Raw genomic sequence first — 21,241 nt, 5'->3', positions numbered from 1 at the left:
CGGGGAGAGCACATGGATGTGCTCGGCTTTGAGGAGCGAGGAGAGGGCCGGGGTGAGGGGCCAATCTTGCGAAATAGCTTGTTTCGTGCGCGATTTAAAGAGCGAAACTTTCGCGTAGCCGTGGAGTTTCCCTCAAGCCCGGCCCCTCACCCAATGCTCCGAACTTAAGGCAACGCTGAATAAGTATCGCCGTCGTCACCAGCCTGACGGGATGTGAACAGGCAGGGCTGGTGACGACGGCGATACTTATTCAGCGTTGCCTTAAAGACGCCCCAGTCGCCGAAGATTCGCACCTTGCCTGCCGCGAGAGATGACATGGCCATCAGCTTGCCTGCTGCAACAACTCGTAGACTTCGTTCTCGATGCCTTCCAGATCCGGAATCATCGCCACGTCATCACGCACCAGTACCTGAACCTTCACACCACGCGGCAAGGGTTTGCCATCGTGGGTGGGAATGATCAGTTCGGCATTGAGTGTGGTTAGGCGGGGGAAGCCTTGTGTCAGCACCGCTATGAACGGTAGTTCGGGGTTGTCGCCCAAGGCTTTGAGCACGGCCACGCGCACGCTGAGTTCGGCATGGCCTTCGTGCGCACCGGCCAGTTGGGTGAAGGAAACCAGTGGCACGCGCCAGCCGCGCCAGGCAATGCGTCCCAGCAGCCATTCCGGGGCGCCGGCTATCGGCTCGGGGGTGGTGAAGGCGATCACTTCGGCCACGGTTACGTTAGGCAGCAGTAGGCGCAGGTCGCCGACCGGCACCAGCACGCAACGGATTTCACGGGGAAGTGGCTGCTCGCTCATCGGAAGTCCTCGATCAGGCGCACCGCTAGCTCTTGCGGCGAGCCGGAAAAGCTGGCCAGACGTTCGGTCAGCACGCCATTGACCATATCGCTGTGGTGATCACTGCCGGATGATTCCACCCAGACCTGTCCACCTCGATCATGGATGGCTTGCGCCCCGGCCACGGCATCGGCGGCCTTGCCGGCAAACAGGATCGCCAGCGCATCGCGCCCGAACACATTGGCTGCCATGGTGAAGCTGCTGTCGATGGAGGGGGCTTGCTCGTTGGCATCGTCATGGGCCGCGGTCAGTTCCACACGGCCATCGCGCCATACATGCACCTGTTGTCCGCGCGGCACGACCAACACTTCACCGGCACGTACGCGCACGCCCATGGCAGCCACTTTTACCGGCAATGCGCTTTGCATGGCCAGCGATTGCACCAATTGCTCAGCCCCGCCGGTGTTTTGGTGCTGGGTTAGCAGGATAGGCAGCTTGAAGCTGCCCGGCAGCACGGCCAGGAAGGCCGATAGCGACGCCTGGCTGTCACGCGCCGCGCCCAGCACCAGCAAGCGTGCAAAAGCTGCGTCCCACTCTCGCAAGTGTGTTTCGTAGGGTTGGTACTCGTGCTTGGGAGCCACCGCTTTTTCGAGCGATACGAGTTCCAGGCGCGTGCCCGGTTCGATCGGCAGTTCGTGCTCCTCCACCTGCTCCTGTCCCACATTCGGGGCAAGGTAGTCGGTGGCGCTGACTTTTTCGACACCGAAAGGCTTGTGGGTGTTGGACGTGGCGGCAACCGCTTCGCCTTCTTCCACGAAACTCCATTCCGGCGCCGTCGGCATGGGCGTCTGCTGGGCGAGCGTTGCTCTGTCGATCCGTGCTGGCTTGGACGCCTCGTCGACATCGGCGAGGGATAGATGATCCAGGTTGATGTTGAACGATGGTGTTTCGGTGCGTGTGGGGGACGAAGTTTCTGCCCACGAGGTTTCTGCCCATGCCGATTCAGCGGCTGCGGCATGCGTGATTTCGTCGGAGGAGAGCAGAGCCTCCAGCTCGGCAGCCAGGGTTTCCGAGTCCCGGGAGGAGACGTCATGCGCCAGTGGCGGTTCTTCGCTGGATTCGGTGACCGGCTCGGGAATATCGTCAACCGGCGCTTCTGCCAAGATCGGCTCTGCGTGCTGCTCGACGACTTCCTTGCGGACCGGTATCGCCCGCGCTTCCAACGCGCGCGCATTATCGGGGCGAGGGGGATCGATGGCTCCGCTGTTGAGCGCCTTGGCTGCCAGATGGCGCGCCCAGCGCGCACGATCCCAGCCTTCGAGGTCGCGGCTGGCCTGTGCATCGTTGAATACGACCGGTATGTCACTGGACTCGATCCATCCATAGATGCGTTCGAGCGTGGCATCGTCCACGGTATCGTCAAGATTGACCACCAGTACATCCACACTGACCTGGCGCAGTTTCGTTTCATCGAAGCTACTCAGCGGACCTTCGTATGCCATCTGCGCACCGTGCTCGGAGAGTACGACACGCAAATGACTCCCCAGCTCAGCGTCATTAAAAAAGAGCGCGATACGCTTCGGACTCCTACTCATTCACCAGCTCCCGCGCATGCTGCTCAAGTACTTCACTAATCTGTGCCAGCAATTCAGCCTCCTGGTACGGCTTACCGAGATAGCGCTCAACACCGAGGTCGAAGGCGCGCTGGCGATGCTTTTCGCTGGTACGCGAGGTGATCATGATGATCGGCACACCACGGAAGCGCGGATCGGCCTTCATGTGCGTCGCCAGTTCGTAACCGTCCATGCCGGGCATTTCGATGTCGAGCAACATAAGATCCGGCACACGCTCGTGCAGCTTATCGATGGCATCGAGGCCGTCCTTGGCGGTTTCCACTTCGTATTCGTGGCGTTCCAGCACGCGGCCGGTGACCTTGCGCATGGTGATCGAATCGTCCACCACCATGACCAGCGGGCGCGGGCGCACATTTTCAATCACCGGTGCCGTGGTTGCGTACACAGCGCCTTCGGCCAGCCGTTGTTCGCGACGGCTGAGGCCATGACGCACCAACGGGGCCAGATCCAGAATCACCAGCACCGAACCATCGCCCATGATGGTGGCGCCGAGAATGCCTGGCACCGAACTCACCTGCGGGCCGACTGACTTCACCACGATTTCGCGCGAGCCAATCACGGCATCGATGCGGATGGCGGCGCGCAGTTCACCCGAGCGGGTCAGCAGCAAGGACAACTGTTCTTCGTCACTGGCGTGACCGGCAACCAGACCGAGCAGCTCGGCCAGGTCGTGGATGCCGTATTCCTCGCCGTTGTGATCGAATTGCGGATAGTCTTGCGCCATCCGCTGCGCGAGTTCGTCAGGGCTGATGCGGGCCACGCCCTGCACCGAGGTCATCGGGATGGCAAAGGTGGATTCACCGATGCGCACCAAGATCGCCTGCGTCACCGCGAGGGTAAACGGCAGGCGCAACACGAAAGTGGTGCCTTCACCCTGGCACGATTCAATGGCGAGCGAACCGCCAAGCTGCTTGATCTCGTTGGCTACCACGTCCATGCCCACGCCACGACCGGCGAGCTGGGTCACCGTGCTGGCGGTGGAGAAGCCGGCCTGGGTGATCAACGCCAGCAACTGGTCGTCGCTAAGGCGAGTTTCCGGACGCACCAGGCCACGCTCAATGGCGCGGTGGCGGATCGCCTCGCGATTCAGGCCGCGGCCGTCGTCACTCACGCGTACCACGACCTCGGTGGCTTCGCGTGCCACGCGGATGCGCACCGCGCCCTCTTCCGGCTTGTTGGCTTTGCGGCGATCGTCCGGCGATTCGATACCGTGCGCCACGGCATTGCGCAGCATGTGCTCGAACGGCGCCTTGATGCGGTCGAGCAGGTTGCGATCCATTTCGCCGTGTGCGCCTTCCACGTACAACTGGGCGCTCTTGCCTTCTTCCTGCGCCGCCTGACGCAGCGTGCGGCGCAGGTTCGGCACCATCGTGTCGAAGGGCAGCATGCGAGTACGCAACAAGCCTTCCTGCAATTCCGAGCTGACGCGCGACTGCTGGAGCAGCAGTGTTTCCACCTGGCGGGTGAGTTCGTCCAGCATGCCCTGGATTGACACCAAGTCCGAGACCGACTCGGCCAGTGCACGCGAGTACTGCTGCAACTGGGAGAAGCGATCGAGTTCGAGTGGATCGAATACGCCGATACCGGCTTCGCGATGCTCACGCTGGAAGCGCGCGATGATCTGTGTTTCGGTTTCGATTTCCAGCATGCGGAGCTGGCCGCGCAGACGCGATACCGTCTGTTCCAGTTCGACCAGGTTGAAGCGGTAGGCCGAAACCTGCTGCTCCAGGCGCGAACGATAAATGGCCACTTCACCCGCGTTGTTGACGAGGCTGTCGAGCAGATCGGCGCGTACGCGGATTTGCTCTTGCGCCGTGTGTGCGGCGTCTTCTTGCTGTGGTTCTTCGGCCGGCAGCAGCGAGGGTAGCTCCGTGGTCGGCTGCGGCGTGGGTGTTTCGACGTATGTCGTCACCGGGGTTTCGGCAATGGGTCCCAGGGCCAGTGGCTCGGCCATCGTCGCGCCACCCTGTAAGCGGTCGATCATCGCTTGCGGATAGGTGATGCCCTTGCCTTGCGACGCGCGCTGCACAAGGTCGTGCATCTGATCGAAAGCCGCTTCCAGCGTGGCAATAAGCGGGCCGGTACGCTGTGGATCGATACCGTGCGAGCGCTCCAGCATGCTTTCGATCGCATGACTGAGATCGCCCACCGGCGTGATGCCTGTAATACGCGCGCCGCCCTTGAGGGTATGCAGTGGGCGCAGCAGGCCGTTCATGTGCGTGACGTCGGTGGGCTCGACGCGCCATTTGGCCAGCACGCCGTCGGCGCTATCCAGAATTTCGCGCGCTTCTTCACTGAAGATTTCCAGCAAGTCGGCGTCGATGTGGTTGAAGTGGATCAGCTCGCCGACCGGGGTCGAGTCGGCCTCACGCGCTTCGTGCGACAGGTGAGCCGCCGCGATCGGCTCCGCTTCATGCGTGGACGCTTCGACGGCTGCAATCGGCTCGATGTCGTGCGGCACGTCGGCAGCAGGCTCTTCGCTCGCTGGCTCGATATGCGGTGTCTCTTCGAGCTTGGCTTCTTCTTCGAGCTTGACTTCTTCCGCCAACGAATCAGGTTCGATCAGTGCTTCGGGTTCGGCACTGGTGAGCTCTTCGATGGGTAGATGTTTGGGCTGCTCCCGTTCACGTCGTTCGTGTGTCGCTGGTGCGGGCCCGAGATGACGTGATTCGAACACCATATGGGCCATCTGCGGCTCGGGCTGGTGATCGCGGAGCTGTTCCAGGCGCCCGACAAGGGCCAAGGCATCGGGCAGTTGCGGATGGGATGCGTCGAACTGCGCCATCACCTCGTCGACCACATCGGCACTGCGGCACAGCAGGCGCACGCCTTCGGTCGACAACGGTTGACCGGCCGCACGCAAACGCTTGAGCAGGCTTTCCAACGGTGACAACAAATGCATCAGCAACGGAATTTCGACCATTGCGATAGCACCGTGCAGAGTGTGCACAGCACGCAGCAGATTGTCTTCGACGGGCAGTTCGTCGTCAGCGAAGTTCGCCGTGTGACGGATGACCTGCAGATATTGCGCCACTTCGCTGCGCAGGATTTCCAGCAGGACCGGATCGATCGGTGGCAGCACCGGCTCGTGGATAGGTTGCGCGTACGAAGCGACTTCCGCTTCTTCGGTTGGATGCGAAGTGGCGACGAATTGATCCGTATGCGTCGCTGCCGGGATGGTGTCGGCGATGACATTCGCGCGCGGCACGCGACGGCGCACCACATGACGCGCCGTCTGGGCGCCGCTAGTGATAGCAAACTGTTCCACGGCAGCCTGCTCACCCGCGGCAAGCTGATCAGCGGCCTGCATGATCGCGCTGAGTGGCGCGGTCGGCAGCACGCCATCCTTCAGCATGACCAGCAATGACGGTAACGCGTCGATGGCATGGCCGACCAGCGCTTGCACACCATCGTGTGGCTGGATCGTGCCATCGAGCACGCGATTGAGCATGTTCTCCACGCGCCAGGAGAGCTCGCCCAGCACACTGGCGCCGACTAGGCGGCCGGAACCCTTCAGCGTATGAAACGAACGGCGGATCGGCGTCAGCTCGGTGAGCTGGCTCGGATCGACCCTCCAGCTTTGCTGTGCCTGATGCAGGTTGTTGATTTCTTCCTGCATTTCTTCCAGGAAGATGTTGCGGATGTCGTCGTCGATGCCTTCCGTGCTGGTTTGGAAGCCAGCCGTGGCGGCTAGCGGATCGACGCCGGCCACCTGCTCTTCGACTTCTTCTTCGATCTCGATCCAGTCTTCACCATCACCCGTAACCGCCGAATGGGTGTCCGTTTCAGTTTCGGCCAGATGTAGACCGGTGATGTCGTGTGCGTGCGGGACGGGTGTGTCACTGCTGCCGATAAACAGCCTGGTGGCGTCTTCGCCATGCGCCAGGCTGACCGATTCGTTCAAGGCCAGTACCGGGGCTTCGACGTGAGCTGGCAATGCCACAGCCGGCTCCGGCATCGCCTTCGGCAGCGGTGGCGGCCAGTAACCCAGCCCACCTAGGCTGTGTTCGGCAACATCCAGAATGTGGTCAAGCCCACCGCGATGTTCGCGGGCGGCTTCGAGGTAGTACTCCAGCGCAGCCAGCGCATCGGCGAGCTGGTCCATCTGCGCACTGTTGGGTACGCGCTGATCCATGCTTAGCTCGTTGCCGATGAAGCGACCCACGCCTTCGGCAATTTGCGCCGGACGCGACAAAGAAAGCATGCGCATGGCGCCGGCGACTTCGTCCATCAGCGCGGACATACCGTCCAATGGCTGGTGCTGCCAGCCGGATTCGACGAAAGCCACGATGCCGCTCTTCACCTTGCCAGTGTTGGCAACGGCTTCGTTCATCAGTGTGGCGAGGATGTGGCGCGCCTCGCTGCGTGGCAACATGGCCGGCGTGGGATGATCCTCGACCTGCGCGTTTTCCGCACCCAGGCTTTCGATGTGGTCGTCCAGCGAAGCTTCAACATAGAGCAGCGCGCCAGCCACATCGAGCAGCGATTCTTCATCGGGACTGCGTGTCCGGTTGGCGACTTCTTCCAGCAAGCGACGCTGTTCGTTGATCACGCGGCGCGGCACATTGAGTGCAAGCATGCCAAGCGTATCACCCACGCGCTCGAGCACTTCGGCTTGCGCGCCGAGTTGCGTCGGATCAGCATCAGGCTGGCGCAGGAACAAGTCCAACGATTCCTTCACACGCAGCAAATCGTCTTTCAAGGCACGCGCCACGGAGTCGAGCAAGGCGCGATTGCGACCGGCCATCGAACCACGCGCATGTTCCAGTTCGGTTGCATCGGGCACTAGACTGTCGAGATGATAGGTCTGGGCAAGCTGCGCCATCTGCGGGCTGCGTTGCTTGGACTGCGCCACGATGTAGAGCAGCTTACGCGCCAAATCGTCGGCGTCGCCGCCTTGCAGGCTTTCCTCGCCGTTGTCGATCAGGGAGCGGATGCTGCGATCGACGCGGCCGATCAATTGGCGCACTTCGGCCGCGTAGTTTTTCAACATGCCGTGATCGAGGCCTTCCAGTACGCCGGCCGCAATCCACCACAAGCGGCGACCCGGCGTGGTCGCACCGCGTGCGGCGATCGCGATAAGCGTCTTGCGCATGGCGGCGAGCTGATGTTGCGCACCCTGGCCACGGAACCAGGCCAGCATCTGCTGCTGGAAGTGCAGCCGCAATTCGCCGATTTCGCCCTTATTCCGTTGCGCATCGGCCACGCTTGCCGCCGGCGGCGCCTGCTCCGGCAGTGGCACATCAAGATTGGGGGTGAACAGCGCCAACTCGCTCAGTGCGTCCTGCTCGCGGCTGGCGCGTAGTTCATTGAGCAGCGGCAGCAGCACCACGGGCACGTCACGATGGCCGCTAGACAACCGTTCCAGGTAATCGGGCAACTGCATCAGGCCGCGCATCAGCGCGGCGTAAGCGTCTTCACGATGGCGCACGTGGTCTTCGAGCAGGGAGATGGCGAGTGTTTCCATCTCCTCGGCGACCATGGCCGCGCCGTAAAGCTGCACCATGCGCAAAGTGCCTTGCACCTGATGCAGGTTGTCCGCGCAAGCGCGCATGACATCGCCCTCGCCAGGATTGTCCACGTAGGACTCCAGGGCCTGACGTGCGAGCGAAAGCGTCTCGTCAAGCTCGGGCTTGACCCATTGCAGGGTTGTGAAATCGATGTGATCTTGAAGTCTCATGCGTCCCCTCAGCGGCTGCGCTTTTTAGCGCATCACGCAACCGTCGAGGTTGCCCTCATTAGTTATGGCCCGATGCCAATCCGACATCGTGTAAGCCCGTTCAACTCGGCAACTTGAAGTGCGCCACCGAGCGGCGCAGATCGCTTGCCAACTGTGCCAGGTAACCAATCGATTCTGCCGTCTGGCTTGCGCCCTGCGACGTCTGCGAGGTGATTTCCTGGATCGCGTTCATGGATTGCGAAATATCCGTCGCCGCAATGGATTGCTGGCGAGCGGCGGTGGAGATGTTCTGAATCAGCGCCGACAGGTCATGCGAAACGCGTTCGATGTCGCCCAGCGCACTGCCCGCATCTTCCGCCTTGCGGGCACCGGCCACCACTTCAGCGGTGGTCTGTTCCATCGAACTCACCGCTTCGTTGGTGTCGGACTGAATCGTCTGCACCAAGGTTTCGATTCGCTTGGTGGCGCTCGCGGAGCGTTCTGCGAGGCGCTGCACTTCATCCGCCACCACCGCGAAACCGCGGCCGGCTTCACCGGCCGATGCGGCCTGGATGGCGGCGTTCAGAGCGAGGATGTTGGTCTGTTCGGCAATGTCGTTGATCAGTTCCACGATGGAGCCGATTTCCTGTGATGACTCACCCAGGCGCTTGATGCGCTTGGATGTTTCCTGGATTTGGTCACGGATCGAGTCCATGCCGGAAATCGTTTCGCGCACCACCTCCGCACCGTGCGAAGCGATTTGCACCGAACGCTCGGCCACGTCGGCCGATTCGGCGGAGTTCTTCGACACGTTATCCATCGAACTCGCAATCTGGTTGATCGCGGTGGTGGCCTTGCTGATGCGATGCGCCTGGTTCTGCGCGGCATCGGCCAGATGACGTGCGGTGGTCTGCGTTTCCTGCGCCGACGACGACACCTGCTCGGAGGTTTCGTTGATCGTCGTCACCAAGGTGCGCAATTCGTCGATAGCATAGTTCACCGAGTCGGCGATGGCGCCCGTGATGTCTTCGGACACAGTGGTTTTTACCGTCAGGTCACCTCCAGCGAGCGAACCCATTTCGTCCAGCAAGCGCATGATGGCCTCCTGGTTACGCTGGTTGAGCTCGGTACTCTCGCGAAAGCGGCGGCGCTGGTCGCTGACGAGCTGGATAACCAGCAGGACAGCGAAGCCGGTGGCGCCGATCGCACCGATAACACCCCACCACACATTCGGGAACAGGCGACGCACCGGGAGCTGGCCGATCTGGTCGGCCAGGTCATTCGCGCGCAGCAACACGTTCTGCGAGTCCAGCGAGGCCTGGTTGCCAGCGCTCTTTACGTCGGCGATGTTGCTAGCGGCAGCCACCAGCTTGGAGACCGGATCGCTCAATTTGTCCCAGTCACTCTGCATCTGCGCCAGGATCTTGCGCGCGTTGGCGTCACCGAGCTGCTGCACGCCCAGGCCCTGATTGCCTTGCAACAGGCCCTTCAACACTTCGCCGTAGCTTTGCGCGTCACGCGAAAGACCATCGGCGGAAGCCTGTTCGGATTCACCGCCCTGCAGCACCTCCTGCACGCGGCGGATGATGCGGTCAGCCAGCAACATTTGGCGCGAGGCGCCAAGCATTTCATCCGCGCTGCTGCCTTTGCGCTGCTGCAGGATGTTGATCACCTGCTCCATATTGGAATTGAGCAACGGCAACTGCCTGGAAAGGTCGTCGGCGCGCTGCGAGGAGTCGAGCACCGCGGCCTTGTTGGAAAGGATCTTGCCGATATCGCCGTCAAGCTGCTTCCACGCGTCGGCAAGTTTGTTGACCGAGCGGCCGGTGGGCGTGGCGTTCTTGTCGGCATACTTGTCGGCATAGGGCTTCATGCCGGTCTTGGCATCACCCTTGACTAGGCGCTGCACGGCGGAATCGATCGTGTCGCGTGCGTTTTCCAGCTCGGCAAATGAATCGGGGTTACCGCCAGAGGCTTCCAGCGCGTACTTGGCCGTCTGTTGCGAAAGTACCTGGATCTGCGTGGTCAACACGATCGCTTGGCGGTCTTCAACGTTCTTGAAATTGAGTAGTACGAAGTCGATGGCCGCGAAGCCAATCGAAATCACCAGCAAGACGATAAGGATGGTGTATCCCCGCTCCTTGCCGACGCCCCCTGTAGTGCTCATGTCTTCACCTCATCCGTTACTGCAAACCGGCCACCCGCATGCGGGCCAAGAAAATCCGGACATACTGACGAGCCCTATGCATCGAAAAAGTGCAGAAAAACACTTTCTCAACCCACAGACAAACTCCGGCCACACCCGGCACCGGTCCTCCGCCCCCGTCAGGCCGCGGCCTGACGAAAATCCGGCGCACGCACCAGCTTGCCCATGCTGAACATCGCCAGGCGCTGCCCGTCGACATTCACGCAGTCATCAACGAAGCGCGTCAGGCGCGGATCGTCTTCCGGCTCCGCTTCACGGCGCTGCTCTACATCTACGGTGCGCTGGCCAAACACTTCGTCCACCATCAGCGCCACACTACCGCCGCCCTGGCGCACTACCAGTAGGCGCGTACGCTCGGAATGATAGGTGTGTTCGCTGAACAGAAAACGCGCCAGATCGATCACTGGCATCAAGTTGCCACGCACATTGGCCACGCCAAGCAACCATGGCTTGGTGCCGGGAACCGGCGTCAACGCGGGTACGGCAAGCAATTCGTTGATCTCTTCGATACCACTGACGAACAGGTGCGTGCCTGAGCGATAACCGATGCCACGCCACAAGCCCGGTGCCTCGAAGCGCTCCTGCGTACCGGACGCGTGCGCCAGCGACAGGCGCTCGTAGCGGGCGAGCATCTCGAATGGGCTCAGAGACCCGGAATTCATGCTCACCTCAGGCCGCCTTCGGCAGCAGCTCTTCAATACAAGCCAGCAGTTCCTTATCGTTCACCGGTTTGGTGATGAACGCCCTAGCCCCCTGGCGCTTGCCCCACTCCCGGTCGGTTTCCATCGACTTGGTGGTGATGATGACGATCGGCACGCTAGCGGTAGCCGGATCGCGCGTCAAAATGCGCGTGGCCTGGAAACCGTTCATGCCACGCATGATGACATCCATGATGACAATGTCGGGCCGCGTGGCGCGCACGCGTTCGATGCCGTCCTCAGCGTTGTCGACAGCATCGACCCGGTGACCGGCACGCTCGAGCGTGGTGGTGAACACGTGCACGTCGGTTGGCGAATCGTCGATGATCAGAATATTGGCCACAACTCCCCCTTTTAGAGCTCATCACCGGCCTAAAACCGTGACATGGCGGTGGATGGCACCCAGCAGTTCATCGCGCGTGAACGGCTTGGTGAGATATTGCTCGGCGCCGACGATGCGTCCACGCGCCTTGTCGAACAAACCATCTTTCGAACTCAACATAATCACTGGCGTGGCCCGGAATTGCGGATTGTTCTTGATCAGCGCGCAGGTCTGATAACCGTCGAGCCGCGGCATCATGATATCCACGAAGATGATCGACGGCTTCTGGTCAGAGATCTTGGCCAGCGCCTCGAAGCCGTCGATGGCGGTAAGCACATCGCAGCCTTCCTTCTTCAACAAGGTTTCCGCCGTTCGACGGATGGTCTTGGAGTCATCGATAACCATAACCTTCAGACCGGCCAAGCCGTTCGTACCTACGTTCAAGTTCACTTAACCCCCCTGCGGCCCGCCCCCCAGGCTCAGGTACGGCACCCGGTATACGGCCAAGGACCACCACCCGATGTAGATGAAAAATCCCGCAAAACACTTACTTAAGTGGCCTGATCTTCGTCAGGGCGCTCCATCGTTGTTGTTTACTGCCTGCACGGCCTTCCGTCAAGGAAAAATCGCTTGCAGCAACCGGATCTTAGCGCCCGAGCCTCTTCCGACAAGCACCGCGCCTTGCCGCACACAGACCTCCTCAGCCACCATGCACACCCTTCCCTGGTTGCCGGAATTGCCCATGTCCCGCTCTGTCGCTGTCCTCATGGATCCCATCGGCGCCATCAAGATCGCCAAGGACACCACCTTCGCCATGTTGCTGGAGGCATCCCGCCGCGGTTACCGCGTCTACTACATGGAACAGGGTGACCTGACCCTGCGCGATGGCGCCCCCTGGGCTTGGCTGCGCCCGCTGACGGTGAAGGACGATCCTTCTGGCTGGTTCACTCTTGGCGAGGCCCATTGGACCAACTTGAGCGAGCTGGACATCGTGCTGATGCGCAAGGATCCGCCGGTCGACCCCCAATTCATCTATGACACTGTCGTGCTCGAAGCCGCCCAGCGCACCGGCGTGAAAGTCATCAACGATCCGCAGGCGCTACGCGACTGCAACGAAAAGCTGTTCGCCACCCAGTTTCCGCAATGCATGGCACCGACCTTGGTCGCCCGCGACAAGACTGAGCTGCGCCGCTTCGTAGCCGAACACGGCGAGGCCGTGCTCAAACCGCTGGATGGCATGGGCGGGCGTGGCATCTTCCACGTCAAAGCGGGCGACAAAAACCTCAACTCCATGCTGGAGACACTGATCGGCGGCGACTCGCATGGCGAAGGTCGTCAGTTCGCCATTGCCCAGAAATTCATCCCGCAGATCAGCGCTGGCGACAAACGCCTCCTGCTGATCGACGGCGAGCCAGTGCCCTACGCCCTCGCGCGCATCCCGCAAGGCGATGAATTCCGCGGCAACCTCGCCGCCGGCGGACGTGGCGAAGGCGTGCCGCTGAGCGACCGCGATCGCTGGATCGCCGCTGAAGTCGCCCCGGAGCTGCGTCACCGCAGTCTGCGTTTTGTAGGCCTGGACGTGATCGGGGATTATCTGACCGAGATCAACGTCACGTCGCCAACTTGTGTACGCGAACTGGACCAGCAATTCGGGCTTAATATTGCAGGATTGCTGTTCGATGCGATTGAGAAAACGCCTGCGTGAATGCCGTTGCCCATCGTCCTGGCGATAACAAGATCGGGGCCACCTTCATCTTTTCGCTGCTGGTTCACGGCCTGCTGCTGTTCGGCATTGGTGTGACTTACGTCACCACCAAACCCGCCTTGCCCACGCTGGACGTGACCCTGGTGAACGTGGCCAACAACGAAGCACCCGACAAGGCGGACTTCCTCGGCCAGGCCAACAACAAGGGCGGCGGCGACAGCGACAAGGCCGCCCGCCCCTCGCAACCGTTCTCCGGCCTGCTTCCCATACCTAATCAAGGCACCTCGCCACAGCACGTAAATGCCGCCTCCCCAGCACCACAGCAGGCAACGGACCAGCGCATGCTTACCACGTCAGGCAACGCGGACTTCAGCGTCGACAGCGACACCGCCAAGGATGCACGCGACACGATCGCTGATGCGGATGAAGCGCGCGTCGAACAACAGACAGCGCAACTTGCCGCCGAAGTGCGCGAACAAAGCCAGGCGTACGCCAAACGCCCACACAAGAAGTTCATTTCCACTAACACCAAGGAATACGTCTACGCGACTTATATGCGCGGCTGGGTGGATCGCATCGAACGCATCGGCAACCTGAATTATCCCGAGCAAGCGCGTGAACAGCGCATTCATGGCGATGTGATTCTCACCGTCGGCCTCAATCGCGATGGCAGCGTGCACAGCATCGATGTCACGCAGAGCTCGGGGCATGACGTCATCGACAAGGCCGCCCTCGCTATCGTGAAGCTGTGCGCACCATTTCCGCCCTTGCCGCCGGATAGCATGGAGAAGGTGGATATTCTTTACATCACGCGCACGTGGCAGTTTCGACCCGGTGATGTGCTGAAAACGCGGTAAGCTTCTGCACATGCCGTTATCAGCCGATGTGCTTTGATCTATACAGACGTGACCACCCACAGTGACCACCCACAGGGCATACAATGCCGCCATGTATTCCAAGACCCCTCAATCCCTAGCCGGACAGTTCCTGATCGCCATGCCCAGCCTGACCGAGCCGCCGTTTTCCCGCGGAGTGGCCTTTCTGTGCCAGCACGACGAAGACGGCGCGGTGGGGTTACTGGTGAACCGTTTGTCCGAGTACCGGTTCGGCGACGTGCTGGCCCAAATGAGGCTCGATTGCGTCGACCACGAGTTGGCCGATGCACCGGTGCTGATCGGTGGCCCGGTGCAGCAGGAACGTGGCTTCGTGTTGCATCGCGAGCATGGGCACTGGGAATCGAGCTACCGTATCAACGGCGACTGGTCAGTGACCACATCGCAGGACATCCTGATTGCCATGGCCGCCGGTGAAGGTCCGCGGCCGGCCCTGATGACGCTGGGCTATGCCGGCTGGAGCGCCGGCCAACTCGAGCAGGAACTGAAAGACAACACTTGGTTGACCGCGGAAGCCAGTGAACGCGTGGTGTTCCATACTCCACTGGAGGAGCGCTGGAGCGCTGCAGCCGCGCTGGTCGGGATAGATCCGCTACAGTTGCCCGGCTATGCGGGCCACGCATGAGCTGCGTGCTCGGCTTCGACGTCGGTAGCAAGCTGATCGGCGTCGCGGTGGGCAATCGGGTTACCGCAAGCGCCCGCGCCCTCGCCACCGTGGCGATGCGTAACGAGATCCCGGACTGGTTTGCACTGGATAGTCTGTGCGGCGAATGGCTGCCCGACACCTTGATCGTCGGCCTGCCGCTGACCCTGGAAGGCCGTGAGCAACCCGCCAGCCGGCGCTCCCGCCGCTTTGCCAAGCACCTGCAAAAGCGTTACAACGTGCAGGTTATGCTGGCGGATGAACGGCACAGCTCCCGCGAGGCCGCGCAGCGTTTTGCCGATGCTCGTTCTGCGGGACTGAAACGTCGCAGGGATGCGTTACAGATCGATGCGGAAGCGGCAGCCGTGATTCTGGAGCGGTGGTTGCATGAAGGCGCGAACGCGCCATGAATGACGTTATCTCCATGACACGCAACGCAAACGCGACGTTTCACGAAAATACCAACCTTATTTCCAATAACAACACTTAAAGACTCGCTACCATGCTTACCCGCCTGCGCCACCTCACCACGCTGGAAAACCTGCCACGCGAATGCATCGAGCGCTTGCTGGACCGATCCATCACCATGCGCGACGCCTGCGCGCACGGCACGCGCAAGCTGAACCTGCTCAATGGACGCACTATCCTCAACCTGTTCTTCGAGCCATCCACGCGCACGCGTACCTCGTTCGAACTGGCGGCGCGGCGCCTTGGCGCGGATGTGATCAACTTCAATATTAGTTTCTCCTCCACCGCCAAGGGCGAAGAACTGTTCGACACGCTGCACACGCTCGAAGCGATGCATATGGACGCGATCATCGTGCGGCACAAAGTATCAGGCACACCGGACGAACTGGTGAAACATGCCATGAGCGGCGTCTCGGTGATCAACGCCGGTGACGGCGATCGCGCGCACCCCACGCAAGGCTTGCTGGATGCCCTGACCATTCGCCAGCACAAGCCGGATTTCAGCCGGCTGATCGTGGTGATCTGTGGTGATGTAAAGCACTCGCGCGTGGCGCGCTCGGACGTTCACGCTTTCAGCACATTGGGTGCGAAGGAAATCCGTCTGTGCGGCCCCGCCGCACTGATGCCGGAGGCCAGCGAACTCCCCGCCTGCACGTTTTACGATGATTTCGACAAAGCGATCGAAGGCGCTGATGTGGCCATCACGCTGCGCCTGCAGAAAGAGCGCATGGCCAGCATCGATCTACCTGATGAAGCGGCCTATTTTCGCGCATACGGTCTGGATACCCGACGGCTGGCCAAGGCGGCACACGGCTGTCTGGTGATGCATCCGGGACCCATCAATCGCGGCGTCGAAATTGCCCCTGATGTGGCCGATGGACCGCAATCGCGCATTCTGGAACAGGTAGGGAATGGCGTGTTTGTGCGGATGGCCGTGTTGGCCGAAATGTTGGCGCGCTGAGCGTCTCCATCAGAAAAGGTGACCCTAAAGAAAGTCGTCCTCCGCTTTGCGCTCGAAGCAGGCATAATGTTGTGGCAAGACACGACACCATAACCCGGGGATGATTATGCGTACGACCAAGCGCGTGCTGGCGCTGGCATTGACCGGCTTGATGCTGGTTGCCTGCTCGCACAAAGACAAGGATGCCCCCCTGGCCTTCGTGCCTGCGGATACCCCTTATGTGATTGCCAACCTGGACGTGCTCGACGACAGCACACGCCAGGCCATCCTGGCCCAGGTAGACGCGGAGATGCCGGCCCAGGTGGCCCAGATGAAAGCGCAGGCCGACCAGCTCGATGCGACCGATCCGGACATGGCCAAGTACTTGCGTACCGTGGCCAGCGAATTTGACGGCAAGACCGCCGAGCAAGTAATCCAGGAAACGGGTATCGACCCCAAGGGTTACGCTGCATTCTATGGCCAGGGTCTGTCGCCGGTACTGCGCATGCAATTGGCCGATGCCAAGGCTTTCCAGAACTTCGTCGCCAAAATTCAGAACAACTACGGCAAGAAGTTCGATGTGGCCACGCTGGGCACGCAAAGCTATCAGCGTTACGTTGCCCCTACTTCGCACCTGCAATTCATCATTGCCGTGGTCGGCAAGCAAGCTGTGTTGGCCATGCTATCCGACGATGCTGCGCAGCCGTTACTACGCCAGGTACTTGGCCTGGATCGTCCAGCCAAGAGCATCCAGGACACCCATACCCTGACCGATCTGGCCAAGGCCAAGGGCTATGCCAAGTGGGCGGTGGGAGAACTGGACCTGACCAAACTGCTGCCGCTGGCCACGGGTGGCCAGGATCCCTTGGCGCTTGCTTTGCTGAAGGCCCGCGCCGAAAGCGAATCGGCCAAGACGGGCGAACCTGTGGCGAACCTGATGCAGGTACCCACAAGCTGCCAGACCGATGCCTATCGCATTGCCGCGCGCATGCCACAGATGAGCATGGGTTACACCACCCTCGACGACAAGCATCGCGACATGCGCTTCGATGTAACACTGGCCAGCGATATCGTCAGCGCGTTCGATAGCCTCAAGGTGGAACTGCCAGGCCTGGGCAGTGATCTGCGCTCACCGTTCGAAATCAGCCTTGCCTTGCCCATGGCCCAGATGCGTGCCTTCTGGAGCGCGCAAGCGGACGCCGTGGCAGCCAAGCCGTTTACCTGCCCAAAGCTGGACAACCTCAACGACAGCTTCAAGAACCTCGCCGACACCGTGCAGAAAGCTGCCGTGCCGCCGATCGGTGATCTGCTGGGCCTGCATATTGCGCTGGACAGCTACACCCCGAACCCCGGCGATGGCATGCCAAAGGTCTCCGGTCGTGTGCTGGTTGGCACCCATAACCCGGCTGGGCTGTTGGCGATGGCGCAAGTCACCAGTCCATTGATTGCCGGACTGAAACTCACCAGTGACGGCAAGCCGACCGCCCTGCCCACCCAGCTCACCAATGCCCTTGGCGAATCGGGCTGGGCAGCGATGGGGGCCAAGTCACTCGGCGTTGCGGTCGGTGATGGCGAAGACGCAAAACTGGCAGATCTGTTGAAGCAGCCCGGCGGGGACGCAGGCGAGCTGATGCGTGTGCGTCTTGATGGCGACATGTATGCGAACTGGATCCGTCTGATGGAGCAGCGCGCCGAGACTACGGCAAGCATGGCATCGGCGATGAACCCCGACAATTCCGATTCCCAGGGCGATGAGAAGGCTACGCTGGCCAGCACCAAGGCACAATTTGCAGCCATGGAATCAGAAGCGGCGCATATCAAGGCGATCGGGGTAAATGTGAAAATGGGTGTCCAAGGGCTGGAGATCACCACGCATACGGAATTGAAGTAGCGTTTTACGATCTAACGCCAAAACCCAACGATCTACCTACTATCAGCGACGCAAGAATCCGCCACCCAAGTCGTTCTGGCTGGGGTGATCCTGCTCCAGCTCCACACCTTCCAAGCCCTGGGATAAGGTATGTGCATCGCCCCCCTGCGACAGCTTGATGCGCAAGCGCACTTCATTGGCGCTGTCGGCATGGCGCAGTGCATCCTCATAGCTGATTTCGCCGGCCTGATAGAGCGTCACTAGGCTCTGGTCGAAGGTCATCATGCCCAAGTTGGTGGACTCCTTCATCACATCCTTGAGCTTGTGGATCTCGCCCTGTCGGATGTAGTCCTGCACTAGCGGCGAGCACAGCATCACTTCCATCGCCACGCGGCGCGCCTTGCCATCCGGTGTGGGAATAAGCTGCTGCGCCACGATACCCTTAAGGTTCAGGGACAGGTCCATGAACAACTTCTGGCGACGGTCTTCCGGGAAAAAGTGCAAAATGCGGTCGATGGCCTGGTTGGCATTGTTGGCATGTAGTGTGCACAGGCACAAATGACCGGTTTCGGCAAAGTTGATCGCGTACTCCATCGTTTCGCGCGTACGCACTTCGCCGATCAGGATCACGTCAGGCGCCTGACGCAAGGTGTTTTTCAGCGCGTTTTCCCAGCTATCGGTGTCAATGCCAAGTTCGCGTTGGGTAACGATGCAACCCTCATGCTTGTGCACGTATTCGATGGGGTCTTCGATGGTGATGATGTGCCCGGTCGAGTTCTGGTTGCGGAAGCCCACCATCGCTGCGAGCGAGGTGGATTTACCGGTACCGGCTGCCCCCACGAAGATGATGATGCCGCGCTTGGTCATCGCCAGTTGCTTGATCACCAATGGCAGGTTGAGTTCTTCGATAGTGGGGATCTTCGATTCGATCCGGCGCAGCACCATGCCCACACAGTTGCGCTGATAGAAGCAGGACACACGGAAACGGCCCACGCCCTGCGCGGAAATCGCGAACTGGCATTCGTGGGTCTTTTCAAACTCCTCGCGCTGCGAAGGCGTCATGATGTTGATCACCATGTCGCGCGATTGTTGCGCCGACAGCGGGCTCTGCGTGATCGGCACGATGCGACCCTGCACCTTCATCGAGGGTGCCGCACCCACCGTGATGAAAAGGTCCGAGGCCTTCTTGTGGACCATCAATTTCAGGAATGAGGTGAAGTCGAATTCGCTCATGGCGTGCTCCCGCATGGGCGTAAATCGTGAATCGTAAATCGTGAATCGTTAAAAGCGTCAGGCTGACTGCTCTTACGATTCCCGATTCCCGACTCCCGATTCCCGCAAATCACTTAAACACCTCCTTGTTCTTCGCATACCCGATCGCTTGCTGGCGCGCGATCAGGCCGCGCTTAACTAGGTCGAGTAGGTTTTGATCCAGCGTCTGCATCCCGTATTGCTGACCGGTCTGGATTGACGAATACATTTGCGCCACCTTGTCCTCGCGGATCAGGTTGCGGATGGCTGGAATGCCAACCATGATCTCGTGCGCCGCCATGCGACCACCGCCGACTTTTTTCAGCAGCGTCTGCGAAATCACCGCGCGCAGTGATTCAGACAGCATCGAACGCACCATCGGCTTTTCACCCGCCGGGAACACGTCGATGATGCGGTCGATGGTCTTGGCAGCCGAACTGGTGTGCAGGGTGCCGAACACCAAGTGGCCGGTTTCCGCGGCAGTCAGCGCCAGGCGGATGGTTTCCAGGTCGCGCAATTCGCCCACCAGGATGTAGTCCGGGTCTTCGCGCAGAGCTGAACGCAAGGCTTCATTGAAGCCGTGTGTGTCGCGATGCACTTCGCGCTGGTTGACCAGGCATTTCTGCGAGGTGTGCACGAATTCGATCGGATCCTCGATGGTGACGATGTGACCGTATTCGTTCTTGTTGATGTGGTCGACCATCGCCGCCAGCGTGGTCGACTTGCCCGACCCGGTCGGGCCGGTGACCAGGATCAGCCCTTGCGGCTGTTCGATCAGTTCGCGGAAAATCTTTGGACAACCCAGGTCATCCAGGGTTAGAACTTCCGAAGGAATGGTACGAAACACCGCACCCGCACCACGGTTCTGGTTGAATGCGTTGACACGGAACCGAGCCAAGCCGGGAATCTCGAACGAAAAATCGACCTCATAGAATTCTTCATAGTCGCGGCGCTGTTTGTCCGACATGATGTCGTAGATCAGCGAGTGCACCTGCTTGTGTTCCAGCGAGGGAATGTTGATGCGGCGAACATCGCCATCCACGCGGATCATCGGTGGCAGTCCCGCCGACAAGTGCAAGTCGGACGCCTTGTTCTTGACCGAAAAGGCAAGCAGTTCGGCGATATCCATGGTGGTGTTTCCCCCTCATTAACGGGGTTGATACTACCTGTGGCGGCGGGTGGGGGGCCAGTCTTTCTGCAAGTCGGGACTCAGGACCCGGGACTCGGGACTCGCAAAGCGAGACTTGGGGCGCGTTTCAACTTTTACGCGCCGACCTCGCCAGCCGGCAGCATTAGGGACGCCAGTCCGGTAAGGTATTGGGCCGGAACCCAAGATGTAAGCAACAACTCATGACACGTATCGCATTCATCGGCGGCGGCAACATGGCACGCAGCCTGATTGGCGGCCTGCTAAAGAAGGGCGGGGCCGCCGCCAACCTGCGCGTCGCCGAGCCCTTGGCGCAGGCGCGCCAATCCCTGGGACGCGACTTCGGCGTGGCCGCCTTTGCCGAAAACCGGGCGGCGGCGGAAGATGCCGACGTACTGGTGCTGGCAGTCAAACCGCAGATCATGCCAGCCATTCAGGCCGAGTTGCGCGATGCCCTCCAGCGCAATCGCCCACTGCTGATCTCGATTGCTGCCGGTGTGCGTATCGACCAGCTCGAACGCTGGTTTGGCAACCTGCTACCCATCGTGCGCTGCATGCCCAACACCCCCGCCCTGATCGGCGCGGGTGCCACCGGTCTGTGTGCCAATCTGCGCGTGACGCCGCAGCAGCGGGAACAAGCACAACTGATCCTGGATGCCGTAGGCATCACCCGCTGGATCGATGACGAAAAGCTGATGGATACCGTCACCGCCCTCTCCGGCTCCGGCCCCGCCTATTTCTTCGTCATCGTGGAAGCCTTGGAAGATGCCGCCGTGGCACAAGGCATGCCACGCGAAACCGCACGCATCCTGGCCACGCAAACCTGCCTTGGCGCGGGCCGCATGCTGGTGGAGAGCAACGAGGCACCCGCAACCTTGCGTCAGCGCGTCACGTCACCCAATGGCACGACACAGGCTGCGCTGGAAAGCTTCAGTGCCGACCAATTGCCTCGCGTTGTCGCCCGCGCCGTGGCGGCCGCCACGCACCGCGGCCAAGCGTTGGCCGCCGCCCTGGACAAGGAATGATC

16 protein-coding genes are annotated in these 21,241 nt (G+C 60.8%); 7 read left to right on the top strand and 9 right to left on the bottom strand.

Features of this window, described 5'->3' with window-relative positions; all coding sequences use genetic code 11:
- Positions 1 to 322: 322 nt before the first annotated feature.
- The 7 genes from EO087_RS15830 to EO087_RS15800 all read right to left on the bottom strand — a co-directional run bounded on the left by EO087_RS15830 (position 323) and on the right by EO087_RS15800 (position 11,702).
- On the bottom strand, positions 323 to 799 hold the full coding sequence (locus tag EO087_RS15830) for a chemotaxis protein CheW (RefSeq protein WP_128899702.1): 477 nt from the start codon (positions 797 to 799) through the stop codon (positions 323 to 325).
- Positions 796 to 2,373, bottom strand: coding sequence for a chemotaxis protein CheB (locus tag EO087_RS15825; RefSeq protein ID WP_128899701.1), 1,578 nt, complete (start codon positions 2,371 to 2,373; stop codon positions 796 to 798). The genes EO087_RS15830 and EO087_RS15825 overlap by 4 nt, the downstream gene beginning before the upstream one ends.
- Positions 2,366 to 8,092, bottom strand: coding sequence for an Hpt domain-containing protein (locus EO087_RS15820; RefSeq protein ID WP_128899700.1), 5,727 nt, complete (start codon positions 8,090 to 8,092; stop codon positions 2,366 to 2,368). The genes EO087_RS15825 and EO087_RS15820 overlap by 8 nt, the downstream gene beginning before the upstream one ends.
- Positions 8,093 to 8,192: 100 nt before the next feature.
- Positions 8,193 to 10,238 carry a methyl-accepting chemotaxis protein gene (locus EO087_RS15815; protein WP_128899699.1) on the bottom strand — a complete coding sequence of 682 codons (2,046 nt, stop codon included), beginning with the start codon at positions 10,236 to 10,238 and terminating at the stop codon, positions 8,193 to 8,195.
- A gap of 158 nt (positions 10,239 to 10,396) precedes the next feature.
- A complete protein-coding gene (locus EO087_RS15810) occupies positions 10,397 to 10,939 on the bottom strand; it encodes a chemotaxis protein CheW (protein ID WP_128899698.1) in 543 nt (180 codons plus the stop codon).
- Between the two features lie 7 nt (positions 10,940 to 10,946).
- Positions 10,947 to 11,318, bottom strand: coding sequence for a response regulator (locus tag EO087_RS15805; RefSeq protein WP_128899697.1), 372 nt, complete (start codon positions 11,316 to 11,318; stop codon positions 10,947 to 10,949).
- 21 nt (positions 11,319 to 11,339) lie between these two features.
- Complete coding sequence (locus EO087_RS15800; protein ID WP_128899996.1) at positions 11,340 to 11,702, bottom strand: response regulator; 363 nt, start codon at positions 11,700 to 11,702, stop codon at positions 11,340 to 11,342.
- A 337-nt stretch (positions 11,703 to 12,039) separates the two neighbouring features.
- On the opposite strand from EO087_RS15800, the gene gshB reads away from it, so the two are divergent.
- The 6 genes from gshB (at position 12,040) to EO087_RS15770 (ending at position 17,837) form a co-directional block, all read left to right on the top strand.
- Entirely contained in the window at positions 12,040 to 13,002 is a 963-nt protein-coding gene (gene gshB, locus EO087_RS15795; protein ID WP_128899696.1) for a glutathione synthase, read from the top strand.
- Positions 12,999 to 13,859 (top strand): energy transducer TonB, encoded by an 861-nt coding sequence (locus EO087_RS15790; RefSeq protein WP_128899695.1) that lies wholly within the window; start codon positions 12,999 to 13,001, stop codon positions 13,857 to 13,859. The genes gshB and EO087_RS15790 overlap by 4 nt, the downstream gene beginning before the upstream one ends.
- A 91-nt stretch (positions 13,860 to 13,950) precedes the next feature.
- The gene (locus tag EO087_RS15785) at positions 13,951 to 14,520 is read left to right on the top strand and encodes a YqgE/AlgH family protein (RefSeq protein WP_128899694.1); all 570 of its coding nucleotides are present in this window, start codon (positions 13,951 to 13,953) and stop codon (positions 14,518 to 14,520) included.
- Positions 14,517 to 14,948, top strand: a complete 432-nt coding sequence (gene ruvX / locus EO087_RS15780) for a Holliday junction resolvase RuvX (RefSeq protein WP_128899693.1) — start codon at positions 14,517 to 14,519, stop codon at positions 14,946 to 14,948. The genes EO087_RS15785 and ruvX overlap by 4 nt, the downstream gene beginning before the upstream one ends.
- 92 nt (positions 14,949 to 15,040) lie before the next feature.
- Entirely contained in the window at positions 15,041 to 15,967 is a 927-nt protein-coding gene (locus EO087_RS15775; RefSeq protein ID WP_128899692.1) for an aspartate carbamoyltransferase catalytic subunit, read from the top strand.
- 106 nt (positions 15,968 to 16,073) lie between these two features.
- Entirely contained in the window at positions 16,074 to 17,837 is a 1,764-nt protein-coding gene (locus EO087_RS15770; protein ID WP_128899691.1) for a hypothetical protein, read from the top strand.
- Between the two features lie 42 nt (positions 17,838 to 17,879).
- On the opposite strand, the gene EO087_RS15765 is transcribed toward EO087_RS15770, so the two are convergent.
- Positions 17,880 to 19,049 carry a PilT/PilU family type 4a pilus ATPase gene (locus tag EO087_RS15765; RefSeq protein ID WP_128899690.1) on the bottom strand — a complete coding sequence of 390 codons (1,170 nt, stop codon included), beginning with the start codon at positions 19,047 to 19,049 and terminating at the stop codon, positions 17,880 to 17,882.
- Positions 19,050 to 19,158: 109 nt separating this feature from the next.
- On the bottom strand, positions 19,159 to 20,196 hold the full coding sequence (locus EO087_RS15760) for a type IV pilus twitching motility protein PilT (protein ID WP_128899689.1): 1,038 nt from the start codon (positions 20,194 to 20,196) through the stop codon (positions 19,159 to 19,161).
- A 221-nt stretch (positions 20,197 to 20,417) separates the two neighbouring features.
- Between EO087_RS15760 and proC the strand changes: the two genes are divergently transcribed.
- Positions 20,418 to 21,239, top strand: a complete 822-nt coding sequence (gene proC / locus EO087_RS15755; RefSeq protein ID WP_128899688.1) for a pyrroline-5-carboxylate reductase — start codon at positions 20,418 to 20,420, stop codon at positions 21,237 to 21,239.
- The last annotated feature ends 2 nt before the right edge of the window (positions 21,240 to 21,241 follow it).

Origin of the sequence: Dyella sp. M7H15-1, from assembly GCF_004114615.1 — a bacterium.
GTDB lineage: Bacteria > Pseudomonadota > Gammaproteobacteria > Xanthomonadales > Rhodanobacteraceae > Dyella_B.
The sequence above is the reverse complement of the archived record's forward strand: the minus strand, read 5'-3'. Positions and strand labels throughout refer to the sequence as shown.

Excerpts from the sequence above, each read along its gene's own strand:
- EO087_RS15825 (WP_128899701.1), bottom strand. The coding sequence starts at position 2,373 with ATGAGTAGGAGTCCGAAGCGTATCGCGCTCTTTTTTAATGACGCTGAG.
- gshB (WP_128899696.1), top strand. The coding sequence starts at position 12,040 with ATGTCCCGCTCTGTCGCTGTCCTCATGGATCCCATCGGCGCCATCAAG.
- EO087_RS15785 (WP_128899694.1), top strand. The coding sequence starts at position 13,951 with ATGTATTCCAAGACCCCTCAATCCCTAGCCGGACAGTTCCTGATCGCC.
- EO087_RS15765 (WP_128899690.1), bottom strand. The coding sequence starts at position 19,049 with ATGAGCGAATTCGACTTCACCTCATTCCTGAAATTGATGGTCCACAAG.
- EO087_RS15770 (WP_128899691.1), top strand. The coding sequence starts at position 16,074 with ATGCGTACGACCAAGCGCGTGCTGGCGCTGGCATTGACCGGCTTGATG.
- ruvX (WP_128899693.1), top strand. The coding sequence starts at position 14,517 with ATGAGCTGCGTGCTCGGCTTCGACGTCGGTAGCAAGCTGATCGGCGTC.
- EO087_RS15820 (WP_128899700.1), bottom strand. The coding sequence starts at position 8,092 with ATGAGACTTCAAGATCACATCGATTTCACAACCCTGCAATGGGTCAAG.
- EO087_RS15775 (WP_128899692.1), top strand. The coding sequence starts at position 15,041 with ATGCTTACCCGCCTGCGCCACCTCACCACGCTGGAAAACCTGCCACGC.
- EO087_RS15830 (WP_128899702.1), bottom strand. The coding sequence starts at position 799 with ATGAGCGAGCAGCCACTTCCCCGTGAAATCCGTTGCGTGCTGGTGCCG.
- EO087_RS15760 (WP_128899689.1), bottom strand. The coding sequence starts at position 20,196 with ATGGATATCGCCGAACTGCTTGCCTTTTCGGTCAAGAACAAGGCGTCC.
- EO087_RS15815 (WP_128899699.1), bottom strand. The coding sequence starts at position 10,238 with ATGAGCACTACAGGGGGCGTCGGCAAGGAGCGGGGATACACCATCCTT.
- EO087_RS15810 (WP_128899698.1), bottom strand. The coding sequence starts at position 10,939 with ATGAATTCCGGGTCTCTGAGCCCATTCGAGATGCTCGCCCGCTACGAG.
- proC (WP_128899688.1), top strand. The coding sequence starts at position 20,418 with ATGACACGTATCGCATTCATCGGCGGCGGCAACATGGCACGCAGCCTG.
- EO087_RS15800 (WP_128899996.1), bottom strand. The coding sequence starts at position 11,702 with ATGGTTATCGATGACTCCAAGACCATCCGTCGAACGGCGGAAACCTTG.